Source organism: Nitrosomonas aestuarii (assembly GCF_003046585.1).
In the GTDB taxonomy this organism is placed as follows: Bacteria; Pseudomonadota; Gammaproteobacteria; order Burkholderiales; family Nitrosomonadaceae; genus Nitrosomonas; species Nitrosomonas aestuarii.
In genome coordinates, this window is the sequence record NZ_QAAE01000002.1 from 71,372 (window position 1) to 95,938 (window position 24,567).

General features: G+C 45.5%; 26 protein-coding genes. 16 read left to right on the top strand and 10 right to left on the bottom strand.

The window, feature by feature from the left end; genetic code table 11:
* Positions 1-48: 48 nt before the first annotated feature.
* From yidC to C8R11_RS01975, 5 genes are all read right to left on the bottom strand, one after another.
* Entirely contained in the window at positions 49-1,989 is a 1,941-nt protein-coding gene (yidC, locus tag C8R11_RS01955) for a membrane protein insertase YidC (protein WP_107794240.1), read from the bottom strand.
* Positions 1,990-2,192: 203 nt separating this feature from the next.
* On the bottom strand, positions 2,193-2,402 hold the full coding sequence (yidD, locus tag C8R11_RS01960) for a membrane protein insertion efficiency factor YidD (protein ID WP_090696538.1): 210 nt from the start codon (positions 2,400-2,402) through the stop codon (positions 2,193-2,195).
* Positions 2,390-2,779 carry a ribonuclease P protein component gene (gene rnpA, locus C8R11_RS01965; RefSeq protein ID WP_342352450.1) on the bottom strand — a complete coding sequence of 130 codons (390 nt, stop codon included), beginning with the start codon at positions 2,777-2,779 and terminating at the stop codon, positions 2,390-2,392. Before rnpA ends, yidD begins: the two co-directional genes overlap by 13 nt.
* Before the next feature lie 6 nt (positions 2,780-2,785).
* Positions 2,786-2,920, bottom strand: coding sequence for a 50S ribosomal protein L34 (gene rpmH / locus C8R11_RS01970; protein WP_090696535.1), 135 nt, complete (start codon positions 2,918-2,920; stop codon positions 2,786-2,788).
* Between the two features lie 219 nt (positions 2,921-3,139).
* Positions 3,140-4,240 (bottom strand): transglutaminase-like domain-containing protein, encoded by a 1,101-nt coding sequence (locus tag C8R11_RS01975; RefSeq protein WP_107794242.1) that lies wholly within the window; start codon positions 4,238-4,240, stop codon positions 3,140-3,142.
* A 107-nt stretch (positions 4,241-4,347) separates the two neighbouring features.
* Here C8R11_RS01975 and C8R11_RS01980 point away from each other — a divergent pair, with 107 nt between their 5' ends.
* From C8R11_RS01980 to queC, 13 genes are all read left to right on the top strand, one after another.
* Positions 4,348-5,022 (top strand): alpha/beta hydrolase, encoded by a 675-nt coding sequence (locus tag C8R11_RS01980; RefSeq protein WP_107794243.1) that lies wholly within the window; start codon positions 4,348-4,350, stop codon positions 5,020-5,022.
* A gap of 41 nt (positions 5,023-5,063) precedes the next feature.
* Positions 5,064-5,831, top strand: coding sequence for an exodeoxyribonuclease III (gene xth, locus C8R11_RS01985; protein ID WP_107794421.1), 768 nt, complete (start codon positions 5,064-5,066; stop codon positions 5,829-5,831).
* A 140-nt stretch (positions 5,832-5,971) separates the two neighbouring features.
* Complete coding sequence (locus C8R11_RS01990) at positions 5,972-7,249, top strand: HlyC/CorC family transporter (protein ID WP_181258141.1); 1,278 nt, start codon at positions 5,972-5,974, stop codon at positions 7,247-7,249.
* 195 nt (positions 7,250-7,444) lie between these two features.
* Positions 7,445-7,855: a tol-pal system-associated acyl-CoA thioesterase gene (ybgC, locus tag C8R11_RS01995; protein ID WP_107794245.1), complete on the top strand. Its 411-nt coding sequence runs from the start codon at positions 7,445-7,447 to the stop codon at positions 7,853-7,855.
* Complete coding sequence (gene tolQ / locus C8R11_RS02000) at positions 7,852-8,532, top strand: protein TolQ (protein WP_090696528.1); 681 nt, start codon at positions 7,852-7,854, stop codon at positions 8,530-8,532. Before ybgC ends, tolQ begins: the two co-directional genes overlap by 4 nt.
* A gap of 19 nt (positions 8,533-8,551) precedes the next feature.
* Positions 8,552-8,965 carry a protein TolR gene (gene tolR / locus C8R11_RS02005; protein WP_090696527.1) on the top strand — a complete coding sequence of 138 codons (414 nt, stop codon included), beginning with the start codon at positions 8,552-8,554 and terminating at the stop codon, positions 8,963-8,965.
* A gap of 71 nt (positions 8,966-9,036) precedes the next feature.
* Positions 9,037-9,219, top strand: a complete 183-nt coding sequence (locus tag C8R11_RS02010; RefSeq protein ID WP_146159046.1) for a hypothetical protein — start codon at positions 9,037-9,039, stop codon at positions 9,217-9,219.
* A 10-nt stretch (positions 9,220-9,229) separates the two neighbouring features.
* Positions 9,230-10,210: a cell envelope integrity protein TolA gene (gene tolA / locus C8R11_RS02015; protein ID WP_107794247.1), complete on the top strand. Its 981-nt coding sequence runs from the start codon at positions 9,230-9,232 to the stop codon at positions 10,208-10,210.
* A gap of 45 nt (positions 10,211-10,255) precedes the next feature.
* Positions 10,256-11,551 carry a Tol-Pal system beta propeller repeat protein TolB gene (gene tolB / locus C8R11_RS02020; RefSeq protein ID WP_107794422.1) on the top strand — a complete coding sequence of 432 codons (1,296 nt, stop codon included), beginning with the start codon at positions 10,256-10,258 and terminating at the stop codon, positions 11,549-11,551.
* A gap of 40 nt (positions 11,552-11,591) precedes the next feature.
* On the top strand, positions 11,592-12,107 hold the full coding sequence (pal, locus tag C8R11_RS02025; protein ID WP_107794248.1) for a peptidoglycan-associated lipoprotein Pal: 516 nt from the start codon (positions 11,592-11,594) through the stop codon (positions 12,105-12,107).
* A gap of 3 nt (positions 12,108-12,110) precedes the next feature.
* A complete protein-coding gene (gene ybgF / locus C8R11_RS02030; protein ID WP_107794249.1) occupies positions 12,111-13,019 on the top strand; it encodes a tol-pal system protein YbgF in 909 nt (302 codons plus the stop codon).
* A gap of 11 nt (positions 13,020-13,030) precedes the next feature.
* Entirely contained in the window at positions 13,031-13,717 is a 687-nt protein-coding gene (queE, locus tag C8R11_RS02035; protein ID WP_181258128.1) for a 7-carboxy-7-deazaguanine synthase QueE, read from the top strand.
* Entirely contained in the window at positions 13,714-14,391 is a 678-nt protein-coding gene (gene queC / locus C8R11_RS02040; protein ID WP_107794250.1) for a 7-cyano-7-deazaguanine synthase QueC, read from the top strand. The genes queE and queC overlap by 4 nt, the downstream gene beginning before the upstream one ends.
* 105 nt (positions 14,392-14,496) lie before the next feature.
* Here the strand turns inward: queC and C8R11_RS02045 are convergent, their stop codons facing one another.
* Positions 14,497-15,369: a CsgG/HfaB family protein gene (locus tag C8R11_RS02045; protein WP_244907514.1), complete on the bottom strand. Its 873-nt coding sequence runs from the start codon at positions 15,367-15,369 to the stop codon at positions 14,497-14,499.
* 94 nt (positions 15,370-15,463) lie between these two features.
* Here C8R11_RS02045 and C8R11_RS02050 point away from each other — a divergent pair, with 94 nt between their 5' ends.
* On the top strand, positions 15,464-16,069 hold the full coding sequence (locus C8R11_RS02050) for a tetratricopeptide repeat protein (RefSeq protein WP_107794251.1): 606 nt from the start codon (positions 15,464-15,466) through the stop codon (positions 16,067-16,069).
* Positions 16,070-16,422: 353 nt separating this feature from the next.
* On the opposite strand, the gene C8R11_RS02055 is transcribed toward C8R11_RS02050, so the two are convergent.
* The 3 genes from C8R11_RS02055 to C8R11_RS02070 form a co-directional block, all read right to left on the bottom strand.
* Positions 16,423-16,854 (bottom strand): hypothetical protein, encoded by a 432-nt coding sequence (locus C8R11_RS02055; RefSeq protein ID WP_107794252.1) that lies wholly within the window; start codon positions 16,852-16,854, stop codon positions 16,423-16,425.
* A gap of 14 nt (positions 16,855-16,868) precedes the next feature.
* Positions 16,869-20,168, bottom strand: coding sequence for a tetratricopeptide repeat protein (locus C8R11_RS02060; protein ID WP_244907515.1), 3,300 nt, complete (start codon positions 20,166-20,168; stop codon positions 16,869-16,871).
* 443 nt (positions 20,169-20,611) lie between these two features.
* Positions 20,612-22,870, bottom strand: coding sequence for a CHASE2 domain-containing protein (locus tag C8R11_RS02070; RefSeq protein WP_107794426.1), 2,259 nt, complete (start codon positions 22,868-22,870; stop codon positions 20,612-20,614).
* A 278-nt stretch (positions 22,871-23,148) separates the two neighbouring features.
* Between C8R11_RS02070 and yaaA the strand changes: the two genes are divergently transcribed.
* Both yaaA and C8R11_RS02080 read left to right on the top strand, forming a co-directional pair.
* Positions 23,149-23,943, top strand: coding sequence for a peroxide stress protein YaaA (yaaA, locus tag C8R11_RS02075; protein WP_107794254.1), 795 nt, complete (start codon positions 23,149-23,151; stop codon positions 23,941-23,943).
* A 51-nt stretch (positions 23,944-23,994) separates the two neighbouring features.
* Positions 23,995-24,360 (top strand): nuclear transport factor 2 family protein, encoded by a 366-nt coding sequence (locus tag C8R11_RS02080; protein ID WP_090696514.1) that lies wholly within the window; start codon positions 23,995-23,997, stop codon positions 24,358-24,360.
* A 25-nt stretch (positions 24,361-24,385) separates the two neighbouring features.
* Here C8R11_RS02080 and C8R11_RS16385 read toward each other — a convergent pair whose 3' ends face one another.
* Entirely contained in the window at positions 24,386-24,535 is a 150-nt protein-coding gene (locus C8R11_RS16385) for a hypothetical protein (protein WP_219908524.1), read from the bottom strand.
* Positions 24,536-24,567 lie beyond the last annotated feature (32 nt).

The following is a 24,567-nucleotide window of genomic DNA, read 5'->3' on the forward strand; positions in this document are numbered from 1 at the left end:
TACAGCCGGTGCTTCAATGCACCGACTGTAATTGAGTTATTGTGAAAGTTACCTTTTTTTACCTTTTCTGCCTTTACCTCTTCGCGGTTTTGGCTTGGGTTGTGCCTGGGCAGATGCAGGAGGTGCTTTTTCTGCGGTTGCTGCTTCCTTGCTTTCTATCACATCAGCATCTTCGATATCTTTCTCATCTTTTGCGTCTGTGTCGGCAGAATGGGTCAGTTGTCTGGTTCCTTTCAGGTCTTCGGCGTCTGCTTCACCTGCATCCGCACCTTTACCTTTACCCTTGCCTTTGCTTTTCTTCTCTTCCTCTACCTCCGCTTTCTTTTCAAGCATGCGCGTAATCTGCCATTGCTGCGCGATGGAAAGAATATTGTTACACAGCGAATAGAGTACCAAACCAGCCGGGAAGAAAAAGAAAAATATACTGAAAGCAACCGGCATGATCTGCATGATTCTTGCCTGAATCGGATCAGCTGGCTTGGGACTCAATTTCGACTGTATGTACATGGACACACCCATTATCAATGGGAGTACATAATACGGGTCCGGAACCGACATGTCGGTAATCCATAAAGCGAGCGGTGCATAGCGTAATTCAACTGCGGCGAGCAATGTCCAGAACAATGCAATAAATACCGGAATCTGAACAAGAATTGGCAAACAGCCGCCCATCGGATTGATTTTTTCCTGTTTATAAAATTCCATCATCGCTTGATGCATACGCTGACGATCGCCAGCATATTGCTCGCGAATACGCTGCAGCTTCGGTGTGACCACACGCAGCTTGGCCATGGAGCGATAACCGGCTGCCGACAGCGGAAAGAACAACAGCTTGACTGTCAGCGTTAGCAGGATAATGGCAATGCCCCAGTTATCCACATAGGAATGGTAAAAAGAAAGCAACCAGAACAGCGGTTTTGCCAATACCGTCAACCAGCCATAGTCAACGGTTAAATCCAGACCGGGAGACAATTCAGCAAGTTTTTTCTGTTCCTGCGGCCCTGCATAAAAGGGCATGGTTATATTTTGGGTCTGTCCGGGCTCGACTGCACCGACAGGTGCAATAACACCGGCCGTATACTGATTGTGCGCCAACCGCTTGACGTAGTATTCCCGAGGCGTTCCCTGTTCGGGCAACCACGCTGTCAGGAAATAATGTTCCAACATGGCTATCCAGCCATCATCGGCATTGGTTGGATAGTCAGCCTTGTTTTTGTCCAGATCAGAAAACTTTACTTTGAGGAATTTTTCTTCTTCGGTATAAAGCGCCGGACCGGTATAAGAATGCACTAAAAAGCCCTGTCCCGCCGGCTCTTTAGAATCCCGCATCATTTGGAAATAAGAGAACGGCAGGATTGTGGAATCGGTGTTATTTTTAATTTCAAACGTAACATCAATAACATAAGTGCCGCGGTGAAAAGTGTATATCTTGGCAACCTGAAAGCCGTTTGCTTCAGGCGCCAGTAACCGGACACTCACACTGTCTTCGCCGGGTCGCAGTTCGTAATTGTACTTGTTTGATTCTACAGTATATTTTGTTTTATGACTCGGCAATCCATCGCCAATTAATCCCGACTGTGAAATCTGGAAGCGGGCAGCCTGATCCAGTAACAATTCATAAGGCTTGGTTTCGTCTTCTCTGGCAGGATGCTTCAATAATCCGAGCCTTCTGATATCACCGCCGGCGGTATCGATTTCCGCAGTAACGAGATCGGTCGTTACCTGTATTTTTTCACCGATTTCAAATAAATTAGGCGTGACATGAGGTGTTACACCCTCTATTCCTGCAGCGATACCTGATCCGCCCGCGCCAGCAGCAAGTTCGTCACCGGGCACAGGCAACGGGTCATGACGTTGATTGCCGCCATCTGTCGCTACGCCGGGCGTCACCTGAGAAACCGGAGGCTGTGTTTCTTTTTGCCATGCTTCCCATAAAAGCAGCAGAGAAGTAGACAAAATAATGATAAGTATAAGTTTTCTTGTTTCCATTTTTATCTGGTCAGATTAAATTTATGACAACGCCTGAACACATTGCAAAAGATATGAAACGCGACGCGGCTTTATTCATCAGCTTGTGATCGTCTATAAGTGTGTTATTGAGTTTTAATTCATTGATTTGGGTATTAAACAGACAAAAGCAGTTGAAATTCAACAGTAACAGTCAACAGATTACAAAAAAGCTCCGATCGCTCTCAAGGCACTGGTTCATAGCCGCCTTTGCACCAGGGATTGCATCGCATAATACGCCACACGCTCAATCGCATTCCACGCAGAAAACCATGTTTGGCCAGGGCTTCGCAAGCATATTGGGAGCAGGTGGGTGTGAAACGACATGAAGGCGCCAGCAATGGGCTAATGCAGTATTGATAAAATTTTATTAAACCGATCATTAATCGTGACATTTTTGTAATTGATGCATCAGTAATCTGATTTCAGCAGTGAATTGTGTTGCAATATCTGCGGAAACCGGGTGGCGTAAACGCATCACCCAGTCCATTTGTTCAGTACCACTGTTATTTTGAAATGTTCGAAATGTTTCGCGAAACAATCGTTTTATCCAATTGCGCTTAACCGCACCCCGCTCCACTTTTTTTGAAACAATAATCCCCAGACGCGAATAAGGCAGGCCATTCGGTTTAGCATAAATTTGCACATAGTGACTGCGTACCTGGTGCCGAAAACGAAAAACCGCAGCAAACGCTGCAGCATCATGCAACCGCCGGCTTTTTGGCAGAGAATGTGTTGTTACGCTGATAATATAACGTTGTTTAGCTTGAATTTACTGCTACACGCTGAGCCTTGCGCGACCTTTAGCGCGGCGTGCTCTGATAACGGCCGCTCCGCCCCGCGTTTTCATGCGCACGCGAAAACCATGGGTACGCTTTCTTTTGGTTACAGATGGCTGATAGGTACGTTTCATTCTTCACTCTCTCTTGTCTATATTTAATCAATAAAACCGTGTATTACAACCTGTTATGTGGCCTGATGTCAACTTTTTTTAAAAATGAATGCAACCGGGGTGATAAAATCTCATTGGTCTTGAAATTTCGACATCAATAATACCCTCAGAATGCACATGCAACTTGCCTGGCTCATCAATTTTTTTCCAGGTATTGCTCAGTTCATCGCAAGTATCATATTAGAATTTTGCCCCTGTACCAATGAGTTCAGCCGCAGTAATCTGGTAATTGAATTTCTCTGGCTCCAGACCATCGAGTGGCTGATCATCAATTTCAGCATACGGGTATAAAAAGAAAGGCAGTCTACCAATTTTGCTATTAGTTAACTGAATATCCTGACCATGATTGAATGTAATCCAGTTCATTTCCCAGGCGCCAAAGAATTGTTCCCTTAAATGTTTAATGATAGGATCATCAAGCGTCAAATTTTCAAGTCTGGCTACTTTGCAAACATCAGCCGGGTTGACAGGCACCCAGCCAAGGTTATCCAGATAAAACTCTGCGCGGCTATGCTGCGAGCGACTCACATCGGTTTGTCTGCCGAGACTTTCATGTAATTCAGACTGCACCATACGAACACCGTACTGAATACGCGCAGGTATGCCGATTGACCGTGCAAGCCCGACAAACAACGAATGGATATCCACGCACTTGCCGCTTAACTGGCTATTTTCCAGAATAAACTGGATATCACCTTTGCCACGGCCGCGTGTGGTTTCATCATGCCGGAAATGATCAATAAGCCAGTCATAAATGGCACGCGCTTTTTCGAGTGTCGTATTGCCCTCATCATGCACAATGGAATGCGCAACATCCTTGACAATGCCATTGACCGGTATCAACCGGGCAGGTTGCAGAAAAGGTTTTATATTACCGGGGATAGCGGCATTTCCGGACCGTTGATAGCGATCAAGATCGACAGTATGATGCGATGTTTTGATAATACATTGAACAGAAGCGTGACGTTCGCCTTCACCTTGCCATTCAGCTGCAAATACTGGAAATTTTTCTGTACCAATGGCGTCAAATTTTGCCTGCCTGGCGTTGCCGGACCAGTTGTTTCCCTGGGTAAACTGATAAGCGGGGTCCAGGGAATTTGGCAACGGGAGCCATAAACGCGCTCTTTTTCCGGTTGCCGGCAAAGTTACTTGATAAGTTAAACGGTAACCATGCCATTTTTCATAATCCAGCTGCCGGTTGCTGGTCGGCAAGGAGAATGACGTTATTGGCATTAAAAGTGCGCCTGATCCTATAATTTTGATAAAATCCCTACGTTTCATGGTCTCTCTCTGATGATATATTCTAATTTTGAACAACTTTTGAGAAGCTCTCGCCGGCAATTTAATCCTATCATTTACTTTAGTCAATGCCGCACTGATAACCAATCATGACAACACCTGATTTACTGCCTGCCGTTGAAATAGAAACAAATACCGATCCGCTCTATACTGTATTATGGATGCATGGTCTGGGTGCTGACGGCAATGATTTTGTCCCTGTCGCCAATGAGCTGACAATCGCTGCAAAAAAACGGATACGTTTTGTGTTTCCACATGCACCCGTGCGTCCGGTTACTATTAACAACGGCTATGCCATGCGTGCCTGGTATGATATCAGCGGCGCGAGAATCAATTCCTCAGAAGACGAAACGGGTATAAGAGACTCACAAAAAGCCGTTGAAGCTTTAATTGAAAACGAAATGCGCCGCGGCATCGCATCTGAAAATATTGTCTTGGCCGGATTTTCACAGGGCGGCGCTATGGCGCTTCAGACCGGACTGCGTCAAAAAAACAAACTGGCCGGCATCATGGCTTTGTCATGCTATTTACCGCTTGCTGATGCCTTGTCAAATGAAGTGCATCAGGCAAATGCAGCCATTCCCATTTTTATGGCGCATGGTATTGATGATTCCGTTGTGCCCATATCGACTGCCAAAGCGTCAAAAGAAAGATTGCAGCAGGCAAATTACAAGCCCGAATGGCATGAATATCCCATGGAGCATAGCGTTTGCATGCAGGAAATCAATGATATTGATGACTGGCTGCAGCGGATTTTATTTTAGCACCGCAAAATTTTACATCTGAATATATGAATAATGCTGGCATGAAACTGGCGACCTGGAATGTCAATTCACTGAAAGTACGATTGCCGCAAGTTCTTGACTGGCTGCAAACGCAACAGCCAGATATGCTCTGTCTGCAGGAAACCAAATTAATCGATGAGAACTTTCCGCAACAAGAAATTGCTGAGGCGGGTTATCAATCCGTATATATCGGACAAAAAACATATAATGGTGTTGCCATACTCAGCAAACAAAGCGGCCATGAAATCACAACTGCAATCCCCGGTTTTGAAGACGAACAAAAGCGTGTGATTGCCGCAACATTCGGTGCATTACGCATTATTTGCATCTATGTGCCCAATGGAGATACTGTGGGATCGGAAAAATACGCCTATAAATTAAGATGGCTGCCCGCACTTACGGATTGGTTGCGCAATGAATTAAAGACCTATCCCAAATTAGCGTTACTGGGTGACTTTAATATTGCACCGGATGATCGTGATGTTTATGATCCCAAACTCTGGGAAGGAAAGGTATTATGCAGTCAACCTGAGCGGAATGCTTTTGACGGATTGTTAAAAATTGGCCTTATCGATAGTTTTCGTTTATTTGAGCAACCCGATAAAATCTATAGCTGGTGGGATTATCGCATGCTGGCCTTTCGCCGTAACCGCGGATTGCGCATAGACCATATTTTAATGAGTACAGAACTGGCTGCCAGCTGCATAACCTGCCAAATTGATAAAGCTACACGAAAACTGGAACGTCCTTCTGATCACGCACCTGTCGTTGCTGAATTGTCCCTATAAACATGCAGCCATCAGTACATCGCCCAATATAAAAAAATTGCAACAGTCTGTTTAATCAGGAATTCACATTCATGTCATTGGTTTTTTTGTAACGGGCAACTAAGATTTTCAACTGGCAATAAAGGTGTTCATTGGAAAACATACCGCTTTATATCCTACTGCTCATATTATTTTTATTATTAATTCTGTCAGGTTTCTTTTCACTTTCCGAAACCAGCATGATGGCGATCAACCGTTATCGCTTGAAACATATGGCCAAACAAGGACACCGGGGGGCACGGTTAACCAGCCATTTGCTCGACAAAACAGACCGGTTGTTGGGTGTGATTTTGCTGGGCAACAATTTACTCAATACTGCTTCAGCTACACTGGTTGCTGTAATCATCGCAATGTTTTTCGGGCAGGATGAACTCGCATTGCTGATAGGCACTATCTGTCTCACATTTGCCATACTGATTTTCAGTGAAATTACCCCCAAAGTCATTGCGGCAGCGTATCCCGAGCGTATTGCAATGTTTGCGAGTTATATTTTAACGCCATTACTCAAGATTCTTTATCCAGTGGTGTGGTTTATTAATCTATTTGTCAGCGGACTCCTGGCACTCATGCGCCTCAACCCAAAAAATGCCGCTGCACCGCAGACAATCAGCACTGAAGAGCTGAAAACACTGGTTCTGGAAGGCGGACATTTTATTCAGAAAAAACATCAAAGCATGCTGCTTAATCTGTTTGATCTTGAAACGGTTACGGTAGACGACGTCATTGTGCCGCGCAGCCAGGTCGAAGCAATTGATCTGGCTGCCGATAATGAAACCATTCAGGCACAATTGCTAACCTGCCATCACACCCGATTACCGGTTTATCGTGAACGCATGGATAATATTGTCGGCATCATTCATATGCGCAAGGTATTGAATCATACTAAAAGTGGCCCTATCACAGTAACTACTTTAGAAAATATCATGCAACAACCTTACTTCATTCCATCCGGAACGCCACTGTTTTCCCAGTTGCAGCTTTTTCAGGAAAACCGGAGAAGAATCGGCATGGTAGTGGATGAGTACGGAGAATGGATGGGACTGGTCACGCTCGAAGATATTCTTGAAGAAATTATCGGTGAATTTACAACGCATGCGCCCACGCATGCAGGCACATATGTTAAACAGGAAGATGGCAGTATTATCGTCGAGGGCAGCGTATTGTTGCGCGATTTAAATCGCAAGCTGGATATGCAATTTCCGCTGGATGGGCCTAAAACACTCAATGGTCTGATTCTTGAATACCTGCAGGACATTCCGGAGGGTGGCACAGGACTGAATATCGCCGGCTATCCAATGGAAATTATGCAAGTAAAAAACCAGGCCGTAAAAACAGTCAGAATTCACTCTGTTTTGCCAGAATACGGACAATCTGTCTGATTGTACTTGCCTGCTTGTGCCTCAATATCATCAAGCGTGACCCGGCCCCGTAAAACGAGTTTACCGCCTACTGACCCGGTTAACATATAAGTTGTTTTTTTAAGTTTAACTTCAATCGATTTTTGTCATCTCTTCAGGTAATTTATAGTATAGAATTGTCGGAATTTTATTTGTCGTTCAAGACTTTTTTACGCCATGTCGGATCATAAATTTTCTTTCCCCGTCCGGGTTTATTACCAGGATACCGATGCCGGTGGTGTCGTTTACCATGCCACGCACCTTAACTTCCTGGAACGTGCACGTTATGAATGGCTCAGAAAATTGGGCTATGGTGTGCATGAGTTGCTCAATACCTACAAATTTCAATTTATGGTGCGTTCATTGGAAATCGAATATTTCAAACCCGCGATATTGGACGATCTGCTCGATGTCACTGTGAATGTGGCTGATATGGGCAGAAGTCGCATTACGCTAGCACAAGAAATTTCATGCAACCAGACCCCACTGGTCAAAGCCACGATTCATGTGGTGTGTGTTTGCACTGATACTTTTAAACCCATAAGAATTCCAACCAATTTACGAGAAAAAATCGAGACGCCGACATGAACACTACTGTAACCGAGGATTTATCACTTTTTTATTTGATCAGCAGCGCCAGTGTATTTGTTCAACTGGTCATGCTTATGCTCCTGCTGGCTTCACTATTGTCATGGTGGTACATTTTCCGGAAATCATTTGTGCTGCGCGACGCCGTCAAACAGAGCGATGAATTTGAAGATAATTTTTGGCGCGGCGCAGATTTGAATGCCTTATATCAGCGTGCAACCAGTTCGCGGTATGCTTCAAGCAGTATGGAACGAATTTTCGTTGCGGGTTTTAGCGAATTCAGCAAACATACTCCGGGCACAGATATTGATATGATTATGGACAGCACCCGCCGTGCCATGCAGGCGACTTATCAACGAGAAATGGACAGACTGGAAACACATTTGTCTTTTCTGGCGACCGTGGGTTCGGTCAGCCCATATATCGGCTTATTAGGCACGGTATGGGGAATCATGAACTCCTTTCGCAGTTTATCCAACGTTGCCCAAGCCACGATTGCGCATGTCGCTCCAGGCATTGCAGAAGCATTGATTGCAACGGCAATGGGCCTGTTTGCTGCCATTCCTGCTGTCATTGCCTATAATCGCTATGTCAGCGATACTGAAAAACTGGCAACCCGATTTGAAAGTTTTATGGAAGAATTGTCCAATGTCTTGCAACGCAGAGCTGCCGACTAATCAGGAGTAAGAAAATAAAATGGCTCGACGCGTCAAACGCCAACTCAAGAATGAGATCAATGTAGTACCCTATATTGATGTGATGCTGGTATTGCTGATCATTTTTATGATTACCGCCCCGATGATCAATCCCGGGCAAATCGACTTGCCACAAATTGGAAAATCATCCATCGCGCCGTCCGCACCGCTTGAAGTCATTATCAAGGCGGATAGCAGCCTCGCGCTGCGCGATCGAGAAAAAACAACTATTGAGGCGCATGTAACGCATCAACAATTAATCGATGCTATCAAACAGAAACAATCGCAAAATGCCGAGCAACCGGTCGTGATCGCAGCTGACAAAAATGTCCGTTACGAAGAAGTCATCAAGGTGATGGATATCCTGCAGCGACATCAAGTGCAAAAAGTCGGCTTACTGGCTCAGCCAAAATGATTAAACCTGAAAACAGCTTTAACAGGCTGTTGAAAAACGTTTTCGAAGCAGACAGTACAAGGCAACGACGAATGACAACATTACTCCAGGCAGATTTTGAACGGCTGAAAGCCGCTCTGCAGGGTGAAATACATATTGTTTCGAGTAAAAAACAGAGTTTAAGTGTAAAAAATGAGCTTGTTTTTAACGCTGCAACGGCAACGCAGATAGTTTTTCAACAGCCTGCCAAGTTGCTTCTGATACGTTTCTTTTAGATTACCGGTAATGAAAACGGGGCAACTGCGAAAAACAACCCAAACTGAACCAGGCACATTACTGGCTGGTGCACTGGCTTTACTGGTGCATATTGTTTTCATTGTCTTATTGATTTTTGGCTTTGACTGGAAGGCGCAACCACCTGAAGGTATGGTCGTTGATTTATGGCAGGACTTGCCTCAACCGATACAGCAACCGGTACAACAACCGGTTGTCAAAGACACGCCACCACCGTCTCCCGCACAACCAAAACAACAACCCAAACCGGTGCCGCAACCGCAATCAGAACCCAGGCCGACGCCGGTTAATGGAACACCGGCGCCCCCTAAAAAACCGGATATTGAACTCAAGGACAAGACGGAAAAACCGAAGCCTGTTAAAGAAGACAACAAACAGGCTTTGGAAGAGCAAAAAAGAAAAGACCAAGAAAAAGCAGCCAGAGAAAAAGCGGCTGCAGAACAACTACAACGCGAACAGGAAGCATTAAAGAAACAAGCGCAAGATGAACAAAAAAGACGCGAACAAGAAGAACAGAAAAAGCGTGAACAAGAAGAACAGAAAAAACGTGAATTAGAGGAGCAGAAAAAACGGGAGCGGGAAGAACAGCAGAAAAAAGAAATAGAAGCTCAGAAGAAACGCGAGCAGGAAGAAAAAGCACGCCTTGAGGCACAACAGGCGGCGGCTGCAGCCGCACGCGCGCAAATTGCCAGTGAAATCGGGAAATACAAGGCAATGATTCTCGCAAAAATTAAAAGCAGAATCGTCATGCCACCCGATTTGCCAGGCAACCCGGTTGCCGAGTTTAACGTTACATTATTGCCTGGTGGCGATATTCTGGATGTCAGGCTACGTAAAAGCAGTGGTTATCCCGCCTTTGACAGCGCCGTAGAGCGCGCCATACTGCTGTCCAAACCATTACCGTTACCGCCTGACCCGGCATTATTTAATGAATTTCGGAACTTGCATGTAATCGTGCATTATTTGGAATGATTGTTATAATTGATACAAATTTTTGAATTTTTAGTGTTTAAATCTATGTCAACGCACTCTCGTATCGTATTTCACGGATTATTGATTTTATTTCTCTGGTTCATGTGCATGCCTTTGCAAGCCCGCTTGAATATTGAAATTTTTGGGGGCGGAACGGAGCGGATACCGATTGCAATCGTTCCTTTTGCCGATGAAAACAGGTTGCAACAGCGCGTTACAGACGTGGTTGCTGCCGATTTACAGCGCAGCGGATTGTTCAGATTAATTGATCCCAGCGGATTGGCACCTTATGCGCCTGCCGAAGTTGTTTATAGCGACTGGACGAATCGGGGCGCCAATGCACTGGTCATCGGACGTACGATTCTCATGCCCGGCGGTCAGGTGGAGGTGCAGTTTCGCTTGATGGATGTGGCGCGACAAGTGCAATTAACAGGACTTGCTACCGTTGTACCCGTGACGCAGCTACGCGCAGTGGCACACCGCATTGCAGATATCATCTATGAAGCGTTGACTGGCGATGTGGGTGTTTTCAGCACACGCATTGCTTTTGTCAAGAAGCAGGGCAACAGATATGCGCTGCAGATTGCCGATTCGGATGGCTACAACGAGCATTCGATTATCGAATATACCGAGCCCATTATTTCACCAACCTGGTCGCCAGACGGCAGTCAAATTGCGTATGTATCATTCGAAAATAAAAAACCGGTTGTTTATGTGCAGACGCTTGCGACACGACAACGCAGAGCGGTTGCCAATTTTCCCGGCAGCAATAGCGCACCGGCCTGGTCGCCAGACGGCAAAAAGCTGGCAGTTGTATTATCGTTGCACGGTGGCTCGCAGATTTATCTGATCAATGCGGATGGCAGCGGCCTGCAGCGATTAACCCGCAGTTCGGGCATTGATACGGAACCGAGTTTTTCACCGGATGGACGTTATATCATCTTTACATCCGACCGTGGTGGCAGCCCGCAAATTTATCGCATACCGGTCACCGCAACAGAATCGACAGCAGCCGAGCGCTTGACATTTGAAGGTAATTATAATGTCAGTCCGGATTACAGCCATGATGGAAAAAGTTTTACATTCATTCACCGGCATAACGGCCGGTTCAATGTCGCAGTACAGGACATTGCCACGCGTCAGGTACAGTTACTGACAAACTCCCAGCTTGACGAGTCTCCCAGTTTTGCACCGAATGGCAGAATGATCTTGTACGCCACGGATATCGGGGGACATGGTATATTATCAGCTGTTTCTAGAGATGGTCAGACTAGGCAGCATTTGTCTGCGCAGACAGGTGATATCAGAGAACCGGCATGGGGGCCGTTGCTAAAACAATAATGAGATTTTGTAATTTGTTTGTTATTAAAGGAGCGGTAAATTGAAGACAATAGCAGGTGTTTTAATCATTGGTTTATTATCAGCGTGTGCAAGTCAAACAACACAACCGACTGTTGATGTAGAAGATCGATCGGTGGGTGTAAATGGCAGCGGTGCGGACAGCAGCGCCCTGGGTTCAGGAAGTTCAGGCTTTCATCCGCTCAACGACCCAAGCAGTATTCTTTCGCAGCGCAGTGTGTATTATGATTATGACAGCTATACAGTTAAAAATGAATATAGATCGCTGGTCATCGCCCATGCACAATATCTGCGCGACAATCCGAATGCGCAGGTGATCCTGCAAGGTAATACCGACGACCGCGGCAGCCGTGAATATAATCTGGCTTTGGGCCAACGCCGCGCGGATGGTGTAAAAAACATTATGACATTATCCGGCGCAAGGGCTTCCCAGGTTGAAGCCGTCAGTCTGGGCGAAGAAAAACCCCGTGCATATGGCAGCAATGAGTCTGCATGGAATGAGAATCGTCGTACAGATATTCTTTATCGAGGTGAATAAAAAATGCTAATACGCGCCATCTGCCTGTTGTTACTGATAAGCAGCAATGTAAGCTACGCTGGACTATTCGGTGATGATAAGGCACGGGAACAAATCAGTGCCCTTCGTCAGCAGGTTGAAGAAATGGATGCGCGTATAGCCAAAATGGAAGAGGCGCTGAAAAGTCAGGCGTTGCTGGAGCTCTACACCCAGGTTGAAACACTTGGGATGGAGCTCGGCAGATTGCGCGGGCAGATCGAAGTATTGACAAACGACAATACTTCTCTGCAAAAACGGCAAAAAGATTTTTATATCGATCTGGATAGCCGTCTAAGGCAGATAGAAGATCCCGATGCGCCGATTCCCAGTTATTCCAATCCTGTTGATTCAGTTGATGCGGATACCGATACTGTTGAGGATTCCGTTTCTCCCTCCTCCGAACGCCATACAAGCATCATTTCAGCGCCACGCGCAGCACATGAAGACCAGACAATAATACCGGCAGAAACCGAGAAAACCTATGTTGCCGCAATACCCGATCATGACCTGACACCTGCCGGAACCACAGAAAAACAGACCTATGATGCCGCGTACCGGCTCTTTGTCGACGGTGACTACGTCAGTGCCAAATCCCAATTTGAAGCGTTTCTGAATCAATATCCACAATCCACGCTCGCGCCCAGCGCAGCTTACTGGATCGGAAATGCGCATTACGCCTTACGGGACTTTCAAGACGCCATTGATGCACAAAGAGATTTGATCAGACGCTATCCTGACAGCGCCAAAGTACCGGATGCGCTACTCAATATCGCCAGCAGCCAGCATGAAATGGCTGACAGCAAGGCTGCCAAAGAAACACTTGAGAATCTGATTACCCAATATCCTCTCAGTGATGCAGCCAGGAAAGCCAGTCAACGGGTGACCCGGTTTTAACAGTAGTCAATTTGAATTCTCCAGCGGCAAACAGACATCTCAAGCAGGCAGATAAAACCGCAACTTTGCGTGTCAGCGAGATCTTCTATTCATTGCAAGGTGAAACCAGCCGTATTGGCCTGCCGACCGTTTTCATACGTTTGACAGGTTGTCCATTACGCTGCGGTTATTGTGATACAGCCTATGCGTTTACCGGTGGCGAGAACATGTCTATTACTGCTATCTTGCAACAGGCAGCCGGTTATCGTACCCGATATGTCACCGTCACAGGCGGCGAACCACTGGCGCAGAAAGCCTGTCTGACGCTGCTGACTGCACTGTGTGATGCAGCTCACTCAGTATCACTGGAAACCAGCGGTGCGATGGATTTGTCCGCTGTCGACCCGCGCGTCAGTAAAATCATGGACATCAAAACCCCCGGATCCGGTGAGGTAGAAAAAAATCGCTGGTCCAATCTGGATTACTTGACATGGCAGGATGAAATCAAATTTGTGCTATGTGATGAAGCAGATTACCAATGGGCATGCCAGATGATTCAGGAGCATCAACTGGACAGCCGCGGCCCTGTTCTGTTTTCTCCCGTACACGGTCAGCTCAGCCCGTCGACATTGGCCGACTGGATCCTGCGCGATCATCTGTCAGTGCGCATGCAGATTCAACTGCATAAGTTGTTGTGGGAAGATGGTCCCGGTCGATGAATGCAAAAGCTGTTGTGCTGCTCTCCGGCGGGCTGGATTCTGCCACTGCACTGGCAATCGCAAAAGACCGGAGATTTGAATGCCATGCACTCAGCGTTGACTACGGTCAGCGGCATGCTGCGGAGCTGTCAGCCGCCAAAAGAATTGCGCAGTCGTTGGGTGCAACGGCGCACAAAATCATCAAAATCGATCTGACTGCATTTGGCGGATCAGCACTGACAGACACGGCTCTGGAAGTACCGATCGCAGGAGAAAACACCGATATTCCCATTACCTACGTTCCTGCCCGCAACACCATCATGCTTTCGCTAGCCCTGGCATGGGCCGAGACATTAAACTGCAGGGATATTTTTATCGGCATCAACGCCGTCGATTATTCCGGCTACCCTGACTGCCGCCCGGCATTTATTCAGGCATTTGAGAAGATGGCGAATCTGGCAACCAAAGCCGCCATCGAAGGCAAAAAACTCACCATCCACGCACCAATCATCGATTTATCCAAACATGATATCATTCGGACAGGGCTTGAACTCGATATCGATTACAGCCTGACAGTTTCCTGTTATCAGGCCGACGAAGCGGGGCGTGCGTGTGGTGTTTGCGATTCCTGCCGTATTCGTCGAAAGGGCTTTGCCGAAGCAGGAATAGCGGACATGACGCGCTATCAAGTTTAACATCCCCGGTCAGTTATTCAATACTAAAAAGAACGCAAATATATTCATTGTCTGCGTTCTCTCAGTTTCAACAGCCTGTTAAAGTTTTAGTTTAAGAATTTACGGTTAATTAACCTGAAGTGCGCCACCGGTGCCCAGACCACCTTCAACATCCTGCGCCTCATAATGTTTTAATGCCCGCACCATGCCATTATAGGCATCAATAAATGCAGCCACGGTTGCTTTGCCGGAAGGCGTTCTTGAAAAACCGCTTAAAGCTGCGCCGCCTCTGCTGCCAAATGCGCCAAGTGCAGCGCTGAAATTATTCGCCGTTGCACTGCCTTCGGAGGCTGAAATTTGAATAGCCGAACGAATATCGAACAGTGTCAGTGTCACAACAGAAGCCCTCGACTCCATCGCTCCACCCAGTTGACCGATCGATGGATGCACAAAAGCACCTAATATACCGGCCACTGCCCCGCCAACCTGACCTGTTGACGCATTATCGATAATGATACTCGGTTCCATATAATAATCAGCGGCAACACGCTGGCCTGCCTGTTGTTGGGAACCGGCACGATATTCACCGGAATTGCGTTGAATATCAGTAACGCGTGAAAGACGGCTGTCAGTTCTTAAATTACCAATAGAGGTGATGACAAAACAATTGGATTGCTGCACAGCCAATCGGATAAGTGGTTCAATTGTCGTGATATTGGTAGAGCTGCCAAACTGGCCATACCAGTCTGCCGCACGTCCATCATCTACTGCAAGCGTTCCCAGCGTTTTTTCACAACGTTCCAACGTTGGATGAGCACCAACACTGGCGCCGCCTGCAGCGGCACCCGTACTTGCAGTCTGGTATGTTCCCGGTGTGACATTAGCACAACCTGAAAGTGTTAAGATACAAATTGAAAGCATCAGCCCCTTGTTTGACCTGATCACATCCCCAACCCTATCCGGCATCGACATAAATCCCCCTTTGAAAATTTCAATCATTATTTTTAAACTGCATATTTTTATTCTTGCTCTTTGATTATAGTATGATATTTATCATATGATTAAATAAAAATCCGAAAAAGTGTGACTACCAATGAAATTAAGATGCGTGCTTGAGAAGTTCATTTCCGTGATATTAGCTGTGTTTGTCACAGCCTGCGTCGCTCCACCACCGTATACCGGCTATGACCGGGTTTGTGATTCGTCAGGATGTTATGATCACCCCATGAATGTCGTTCAGTATCAAGATGCGTCCACACCGGCGATGACACCCGAGCAACACCAGGCCGCAGCATTGATTGCAATGGCCGAAGACGATCCGAGAGCCGCCTACGATCTGGGTTTGCGTTATTTCAGAGGAGACGGCATCATACGAAACAGCTATCAGGCAATACAGTGGATGCGCAGCGCCGCAGACCGGGGCAACCTGGATGCCCAGAAAGCACTCGGGCGGCTTTATCTGACCGGCCTTGAGGAAATGGGCCCGGACTTCCGTGAAGCCGAAAAATGGTTGTCACTCGCAGCCGCTGCGGGTGACAAAGAATCGGAAGAACTGCTCGCAGAAGCGTCACGCCTCAAACACACCGAACGGCAGCTTTATCTATGGAACAACCGCTGGCGTCCAGTCTTTCAACGCAACTGGCATTCCAATTATCCCTACCGTTACCAATGGCGTAATAATGGCTGGCATGGTTACTGATTGAATGGCGCTGTTATTTTCTGCAAACGCGCAAATGATTATGAGTGAATCAATAACCCTTTACAAGAAACTTATGGGAATATATCTATAGCCGGCGTACTTGATTAGCGTTCTTTTGGTTGGAAGATGAGCGGATGAATCTAATTTTCCGAGTTAAGAATTGTGATCGAAAAGATCACAGCATATTATGCCTGTGAAAAACCGTGCCTCATACGCTGAGATTAAGTTACGATGACATTGCATGATTGGAGTCGTGAAATTTTTCTCTCAATTACATTACTTTGACGAGAGAGAGCAGGTGATAGGCATCTTCTACTCTTCTCTGTTTTGTCAATTTACTTTGTTCAAGTTAATCAAAATGCAGAACATATTTCTACGGTTACTCCGCCAAAGGCATAATAACGTGAGTGTAAACCTAAGGAGTAACAGTGTGACTTCTCGATTTTAACAATTGGAATTGCCTTTAGTTCTGAATAAAATCTAGCCGGGCGGCGAGCATCTGTACTGAATATTTCTGCGGACTTTGTTTCATTTGCGGCTATCACCAGTGGGTGTCCATTTCTATCAACAGCTATTAAAAATCCAATATTTTCGATATTAGTTAATTCTATCAATTCTTTTTCAATGCCTGGCGGCAAACGCGGGACTTCACTGCTTAAGTTCGTATTGGACTCACCCGATGAATCATTAGCTGTTCTCATATCATGTTTTTTTTGATTATGATCCATAGAGACACAACCTGCTGATGTTATCGTTACTACAAGTAAAAAAATAATTGTTCTCATTTATATTTCTCCTTTTAAAAATTTAAAGTCGCACGCGCAAAAAAAGTCCGTGTCGGGATAAAACGAGGATTAATGGCTTCTGATGTATAGAAGTTTGCATTTCTGAAAAAGAAATGATCATTTAAAAGATTTCTGCCTTCCAAACTGACAAGTCCCATTCGGTTTGGAAATCGATAACCAACCGCCATGTCCAGTAAGAAAAAACTATCTATCCCGGTAGTAGTAACTGCGCCCGGTGTAATGGGTGCACGCTCAAGTTCCTGCCGCACATAAGTCCCTGTGAGCTTTGCAAAGAGACCCTGCGGATTAAAATAGTTGACGCTGACCGGGGCACTGAATGTTTCAATTCGGGTTGGCAGTAATATTCCCGTGATCCCGCGCGAAAATTTCTCGAACTGCGCTTCACTTTTTATGGCCCAGAATTTATGTGGCAGGATGTAAAAATAGCCACGATATAATTTTTCTTTTTGTTTTTCAAGGGCTATATTACTAATACTCTCAACTACTGGAACTTTGAGATCACGTGATGATACTTCTATTCCACCCAAAATATTTTTTGTCAGATAAGCATCCAAGCCGATCCCTTTTCGCTGTGCCCGAGTTCCATTAGGGTCGTCAAAAAACTGGTTAAAACCGGCTACCTGTGTTGGCTCAAGAGTCTGATTAGCAAAGAAAGCGGATTTAACCGTTTCAAAGAAGGCAAAACGCATGCGGAAACGTTCAAGAAAAGTCCACTGCAAACCAATTTTTGGGTTAAATTTGTTTTCTTTAATTATGCCATTATCTTTAAATGTATCGTAGCTTAAGCCAATAGTGGCATTAAGATTACGGATTTGATTTAAGTTTGAGTAAATGTAACCGTTATGTCGTTCTCTTATGAAGCTGTTAGGTATTGGGAAAAGCGGTACGGTTTGCTGATTATCAGCATCAGACCGATAAGTACCCGCACCCATTGTAATGTTTAAAAGTTCATCTCGATAAAGATACTGCCCCTCAAGCTGATAGGCTTTTTCTTTTGTAGTATTCGACAAAGGAACGATAGAAACGTTATTTGTAACAGGATCTAAAAGCGGTATGACAAATTTTCGATCCTCTTCACGATCAAAGAAGTTTGCCGAAAAAACAAAATCCTGCTTTGGTGATAACGAATATCGGACACCAACGCGTGCAGAATCCTGCTCTAATCTTCTACGTAGAGTCGGATCGAATATCTTTGGATCAAAATCCAGTAATAAATCACCGTTTTCCGTTTCTCGTCTGCGTATTTCGGCTTGAACATTCAATCGTGGTGTTACGGCGTACTGCATGAAGGCATTATAAACATTATGTTTCTGATCATTGTTTGGACGAAAACCATCAGTGCCATAATGAAATTGCCCAACGCTGATTGAAGCACGGTCATAGAGTGCTGATGCCACAACTTCATCGCCAATGGTACTGTTGCTACCCACAATACCCGAAGCAACCAGTTGCGCCCGATTACGCTCAACCAATGGCGCAAATTCATTAAAACCCGTGACTGCAGGGCCGGTATTGGTGATGATATTCAAGTCTGCAACAGCGAGATGCGGTTGCACAGGGTTAACGTTGATCGGTTGAAGTAGTTGCGCTTGCAATAATTCACTTACCCGTGCAATTTCGTGCCGTGGCGTATTGGCATACGTATCAGATAGAAACCGGTGCGCAGAATGATTTGCCGGATCATAACTCAGTGATTTAGCCGTTTCCATCAAAGCACGTTTTTCAAAACCGAGATTATCATAGATACGTGCAAGGCTTGAACCACGTCCGGCCTGATCCTGATCAAGCAGCAGTTTGGAACGGTATACTGCGCGATTATCGTTGAGATCGATTGATTTCTGGATGTCTTTCAGTGCTTCAATGGGCCGGTTCTGTGTTTGTTTCTGGACGGCATCGTAGAACCACGGCGTTGGATCATTGGGATCACGCTCTTTGGCCAGTTCAAATTGTGCTTCGGCGGTTGTGTAACGTTTTTCTTCAAAATACGCTTTACCCAGATAGCTGCGGATCAGTGAATTGGCCGGATCGAGGCTTGCGGCAATTTCCAGTTGGATACGCCCGGCCTCAAGTCGGCCTTCACGGATTAATGCCAGCCCCATACCAAGCCGTGGCATTGGATCAGATTGGTCGAGTAAAATGGCCTCACGAAATATGGATTTGGCATCGCGCGTATTAATCTGCAATAAATGTGCAAAACCCAGCACTGTTTGTGTTTTGGCAATCGTCGGATTCAGATTAACGGCCTCCTGCGCTGCTTCCAGCGCCTGCTCAAGCTCACCGAGCGACATTTGCAGTTCAGCGAGTCTTGCCCAGATCAAAGCATTCTGCGGATCGAGGATAACGGCTTGCCTGGCGCTGGCCAGTGCCGCATCAATGTCAAAATATGCCTGCTGCGCATAGGACAGTGCAAGCCAGGCGGGTACTGATAAATCATTATGCTCAAAGGCTTGCAAAGCCAGTTCAAGTGCTTTTTCCTTGTCATTCTGAACGACGGCAATAATCGATTGCAGTGCAATGGCGTCACTGTCATTCGGATCAGTGGCTAATATGCCCTCAATGATGCCAAGCGCTTCGTTTGCCTGGCCAACAGACAATAAGTGCTCCGCTTCTTGAAGTTGATTGCTGATGTCGATCTCAGCAAGGCTCCGGTCTCGATGGTAACCGATAATTGCCGGGTAATAGAGTGCCCATTGCACGGCATCCAGTGGTTTTACGATTGTTTCTTTTAACGGCGGCTGGTTTGTATAAGCAACTGCAGCTTCGCTATCTGTGAGCATCACATTACCCTGTTCATTGCTTGCAGCCACTCGCCCTTCATAGATCACAATCCGCGCATAATCCATTTCAACACCCACAAAGAATTCAGTACCTTCCACGCCCGCATTCAGGAAAGGCGTTCTGACTTTGAAGGGTTTTGGTGTCCGGGTGATGATATGGATTGCGCCTTCGAGCAAGTCGATGAGTGAAGTGACTTGATTTTCTTCAGTTTCTGGAATGGTAATTGTGGTTCTTTGATCCAGCCGCATCAGGCTGTCATTATTGAGCCGCAATGCCGCGCGGCTGTGTCTGCGCACTCTCAATGAATCACCGGCGCAAAGTGGCATATCCAGTACCGCGGGTTCCCAGGCGGCGGTATGAGCGCGGCGCAATTCGACAATACCCTGCACTGATACGACTTGTGCAGCTTTTAAAGAACAGGCATCTGCCGCTATTGCATTGTGTGCAAACATGAAATGCAGAAAAGTAACAATAACAAAAGCCAAAAAGTAATTCCAGAATCTGCTTTTATTCATTATTGCCGTCCTCGGAATAACCATGACATCTTATGACTTAAGTCTCCATTTCGAAAATCCTCGATAGAAAAGAGGTTAACATAAATAATTTTATTCAGAACTTAAAAATCACTTGGATCCGCATCATTGTTGTGCATTTTTTAATTCTGAAATCGACAACAAAACAAGAAAAGTATCAATCAGAATGAATTTCCGGGATTTATATCGGGGCAGTTTGAAGCGTAGCGAGAATGTTGCAATTAAGAATCTGTTGTGAATAAGGTACTTGTCACCATCGAAACGATCTGGCATACCGTTGAAAAAATTTCTACATTGTCGCTGCGGCGTTAGTAACAGGTTCAAAATACTCATTTATTATGTATAAACTCCGCTTTTTTGCCTGTCTTTCTTGGCATCATCTGTCTCGAAAACGTTTTGCAACGGCCTGGTAAAGCCTTGGTCTATTATTTTTCGTTGAGTTTTATGATGGAGCTCCACTGATCAGGCGAAGACTGTGAACAGATGCTCAGATAGAATTTCGTGGGTCCATCATTCGGGAAGATTCTGAGAATCTCCGTCCATTTCTGGATCGCAATAGCCTGCTGCTGCAGGTAGGCTGTTAATGCATCGGTAAACATGGCGCACAACTGTATTTGCTGGTTAGTGGCGCGCTGCTGGTAGGTTATCAGTTCGCATAAGTTAACCGGCAATGACTTGCCGGCAAACAGGAAGCTGCCCAAAGGGCGTGTCAGAAACCGATCTATGCCTTCAATGACTTCGCTGGTAACCAGTAAATTGGTTCCCAGCAGTTTGTTTGTCCCTTCGATGCGGCTGGTGGTGTTGATGAGATCGCCGACCACGCGGTAAATATAATTGTCCATGGAACCTGAACCATATTTGGTGATGAGCAATTCACCGAAATGAATACCAATACGTGTGGGCAAAGCCGGATGGTTGCGGTCATGGTTAAATTGATTGATATTGTCTACAATGGCAAGCCCCGCTTTGCAGGCTTCTTCCCGCAGGATTTTGCGCGCTGATGTCACTTCCCAGATAGCCAGCATGGCATCGCCAATTTTCTCTGAAACAACACCATTGTTTTGTTTTACAGACCGCGACAAAATATCGAAATAATCATCCATGAGCAGTTTTAACTGCCGGACATCCATGGCTTCTGCAAGAGTCGTATACCCTTTTACATCGGTAAACAAACATGCGCCAAAAACGAGCTGGTCTTTGTGTAAATTGGCATCTACATGCCGGGTTAAATCACCGACTACGCGTTCAGGCGTAAATTGACCGAACAATTCCAGCAGTTGATCACGCTCATGCCGGGCGGCAAGATATTTGAGTATGATTGCACCAAATATGGCACCGGGAATCATAATAAAAAGCGGAATAACCAGCGGCAGCCAGATACTGGCTTGCTTAAACAACAGCCAGGCGAAAACGACATAGGCAGCGGCCAGGATAAAACTGACCACTATCAGATTCCTGTTGGATAGCAGTGGAAAGATGATGCCCGCCGTTAATCCCATGATTAATAACAATCCCAGGCTGCCCGCATATGAGAAAGGCCTCACGGACTTGTTTTCGAGTAAATTGGCAAATGCAGTGGCTGCAATTTCAACCCCACTGATTTTTACCCCTTCTGGATCGGTAAAAACTGAGTGGTAAGCGTCTCTGATTTGTTCGTTTTCAGATTGTGTAGTCGAAGAAAGCCCGACAAAAACAACCTTGTCTTTAACGCTATCGAGCGCGGCATTCAACGATTTCTCATCGCCTTCAGGCGGTTGCAGGAATTGATAATAAGGGATCGTCTTGATACTGCGCGGCGGTCCGTAAAAATTGAGATAATACGCTTCCTGGCCTGAATACAGATTGATCAATACCTGAATCATTTGTTTTGTATCCTTGTCGAGCGATGTGCTATCGCGCAATTCAAGCAATAATTGCCGTTTGATTTCCGGTTGATTGACAAACAGATGTCGCATGGTAAAAACCAGTGATTCTAGGTCTTTTATGCGGTCTTGATCAGGAAGCTGTTGTGCAACATCAAGATTGTGTACTTTTTGCAACAACCTCCTAAAGTCATCATAAATCTTTAGTGTAAATGCCTGTAAAACGATAGCGGGTATAGTCGGCGCATCGCCAATACCCGGCTTAAAAGCCCAGTAGGCATTGATACGGGGTTTGTCAGGCAAGGGGAAAGGTGCATGAGACAAGACTGCGTCTGAAATTTCCGGCAAAAGCGGTATACTTTCTTCTTTGATCAGCTTCAGTTGAAAAGACTCGTTCTCATCATTCGTAAAATCAAGTTGTTCTGTATATAATCTTTCGACAATAATTACATTGCCGGCACTTCTAATCGCTTTTGCTAATTGTTGATCATGCTCAGGCACTGTTCCGATGGTATGAAAGATAAGGTCCAGTACAATGACTTGTGCGCCAGCCTGGGCCAAGCGATCAATCAGATTGGCATGTATATTACGCGGCCATGGCCAGAAATTGGGCGTAACGGGCAAGCCCAATTGACTGGCTGATGGTCTGTCTATGGCGACGACTATGACTTCATTGGGAGGGGGCATTGTGCCGCGCAACTGAAACAGCCAGTATAGGCCATATTTTTCCTCAAGAGACCAGCCTTGAGGCGTAAGATATATGAACATGCCAAGCAATCCGATAATAATGCCTAAAAGAATCTGCCTGACATACTTTGTCATTAGTTGTTTTAAAATATAAATGTTTCTCGGTGTTGCGTTGATAAAATGCAACACGCCTTAATTTTCACTTGCAAAAAGATAAGGCATGATTTTAGTATACTTACAGGCTGTTGAAAAACTATCTTCGTTGCCGCTACGGCAATAAAACAGGTTCACAATATTGATTTATTTCGTTTAAGCATCGCTAATTCACTTTGTATCGGCAGCCTTGAATACGTTTTTCCAACGGGCTAGCTAAGGTAAAGCTATTCAATCAGAAATTTTAAGGATAAAAATGCATGATTATTGTTATTTCTCCAGCAAAAAAACTAGACGTTGATACACCCGCTTGCACCAATAATTATTCCATGCCCGCTTTTCTTGATGATGCGGCAGTCTTGATTGATCAGCTTCGAACGTTAGAACCGGATCAAATTGGTAAACTGATGGCCATCAGTCCCAAACTCGCTGTACTGAATTCAAATCGCTATTATGAATGGACGCGGCCTTTCAATCCGGAGAATGCCAAGCCGGCCATATGCGCATTTAAGGGCGATGTTTACGCGGGGTTGAATGTGGGAACGTTGAGTACCGAAGATGTCGATTTTGCCCAGGATCATTTACGGATACTATCCGGCTTATATGGCGTTCTTCGTCCACTTGATCTGATGCAGCCATACCGTTTGGAAATGGGTACGCAGCTACAAAATGCCCGCGGAAATAATTTATATGAGTTCTGGGGGGAGAAAATTACTGAAGCCCTTAATCAGGATTTAAAAAAACAAAATACGGATACGCTGATCAATCTTGCTTCCAATGAATACTTTAAATCCGTCAAAACGGATAAGCTGCATGCCAACGTTATTACACCGGCTTTTAAAGATCAGAAAAACGGCGTTTACAAAATTATCAGCTTTTATGCAAAAAAAGCCCGTGGCTTGATGAGTCGCTATATCATCCAGAACAAACTAAGATCGCCAGGAGAAATCAAGAACTTTGACGTTGCAGGTTACAAATTTGATGAAGCTGAAAGCAAAGAATATGAATGGGTTTTTAAGCGTGATGAATCAGCTGCACAGAATAATTCGCGCTAACACGTCTGCGCAGATCACTTTTACAAATTAATCTCTTAGGGGGAGCGGTTAATGAGTGTACAAAAAAATATAGAGTTGGCAAAAAACTATGTTGAATTATCCAACAAGCATGATCTCAGACGCATTGAAACAATGTTTCTGGGTAGCGCCACTTACCATTCGGCCTATTTTGGAGAGTATAAAGGCAGGATTGCCATCCATGAAATGATGTTGAGTTTTTTTGCGCGTTATCCGAATGTGCACTGGGAAGTATCGAATTACCGTCCGATTGATAATGAAGGTGTCGAGTTCGATTTTTTGATGACGGCAACGGATGCGGCGGCAGATGAGCCTGTCAGAAGGTACGGACGTGAATGTATTTACTTTGAGCCGGACGGATACATCCGCCGTATTACTGTACACAAAGCAGATGAATAGCCGATTGATCTGAAATTTATAAAAACTAAGGGTCTTGCTCCGTGGCCTGCACGAGGCGGTTTTTTTGTACTATGCGTCTTTCGGCCTCAATAAATATCCGCTTGACAAGCACGTTCTTTGATTTGATCTCCTGATCAATCGCAGCAATGGTATGCTCAACTTCAGTTGCTGACATATTGTCTGTAAAGTCGATACTGGTGTTAACCA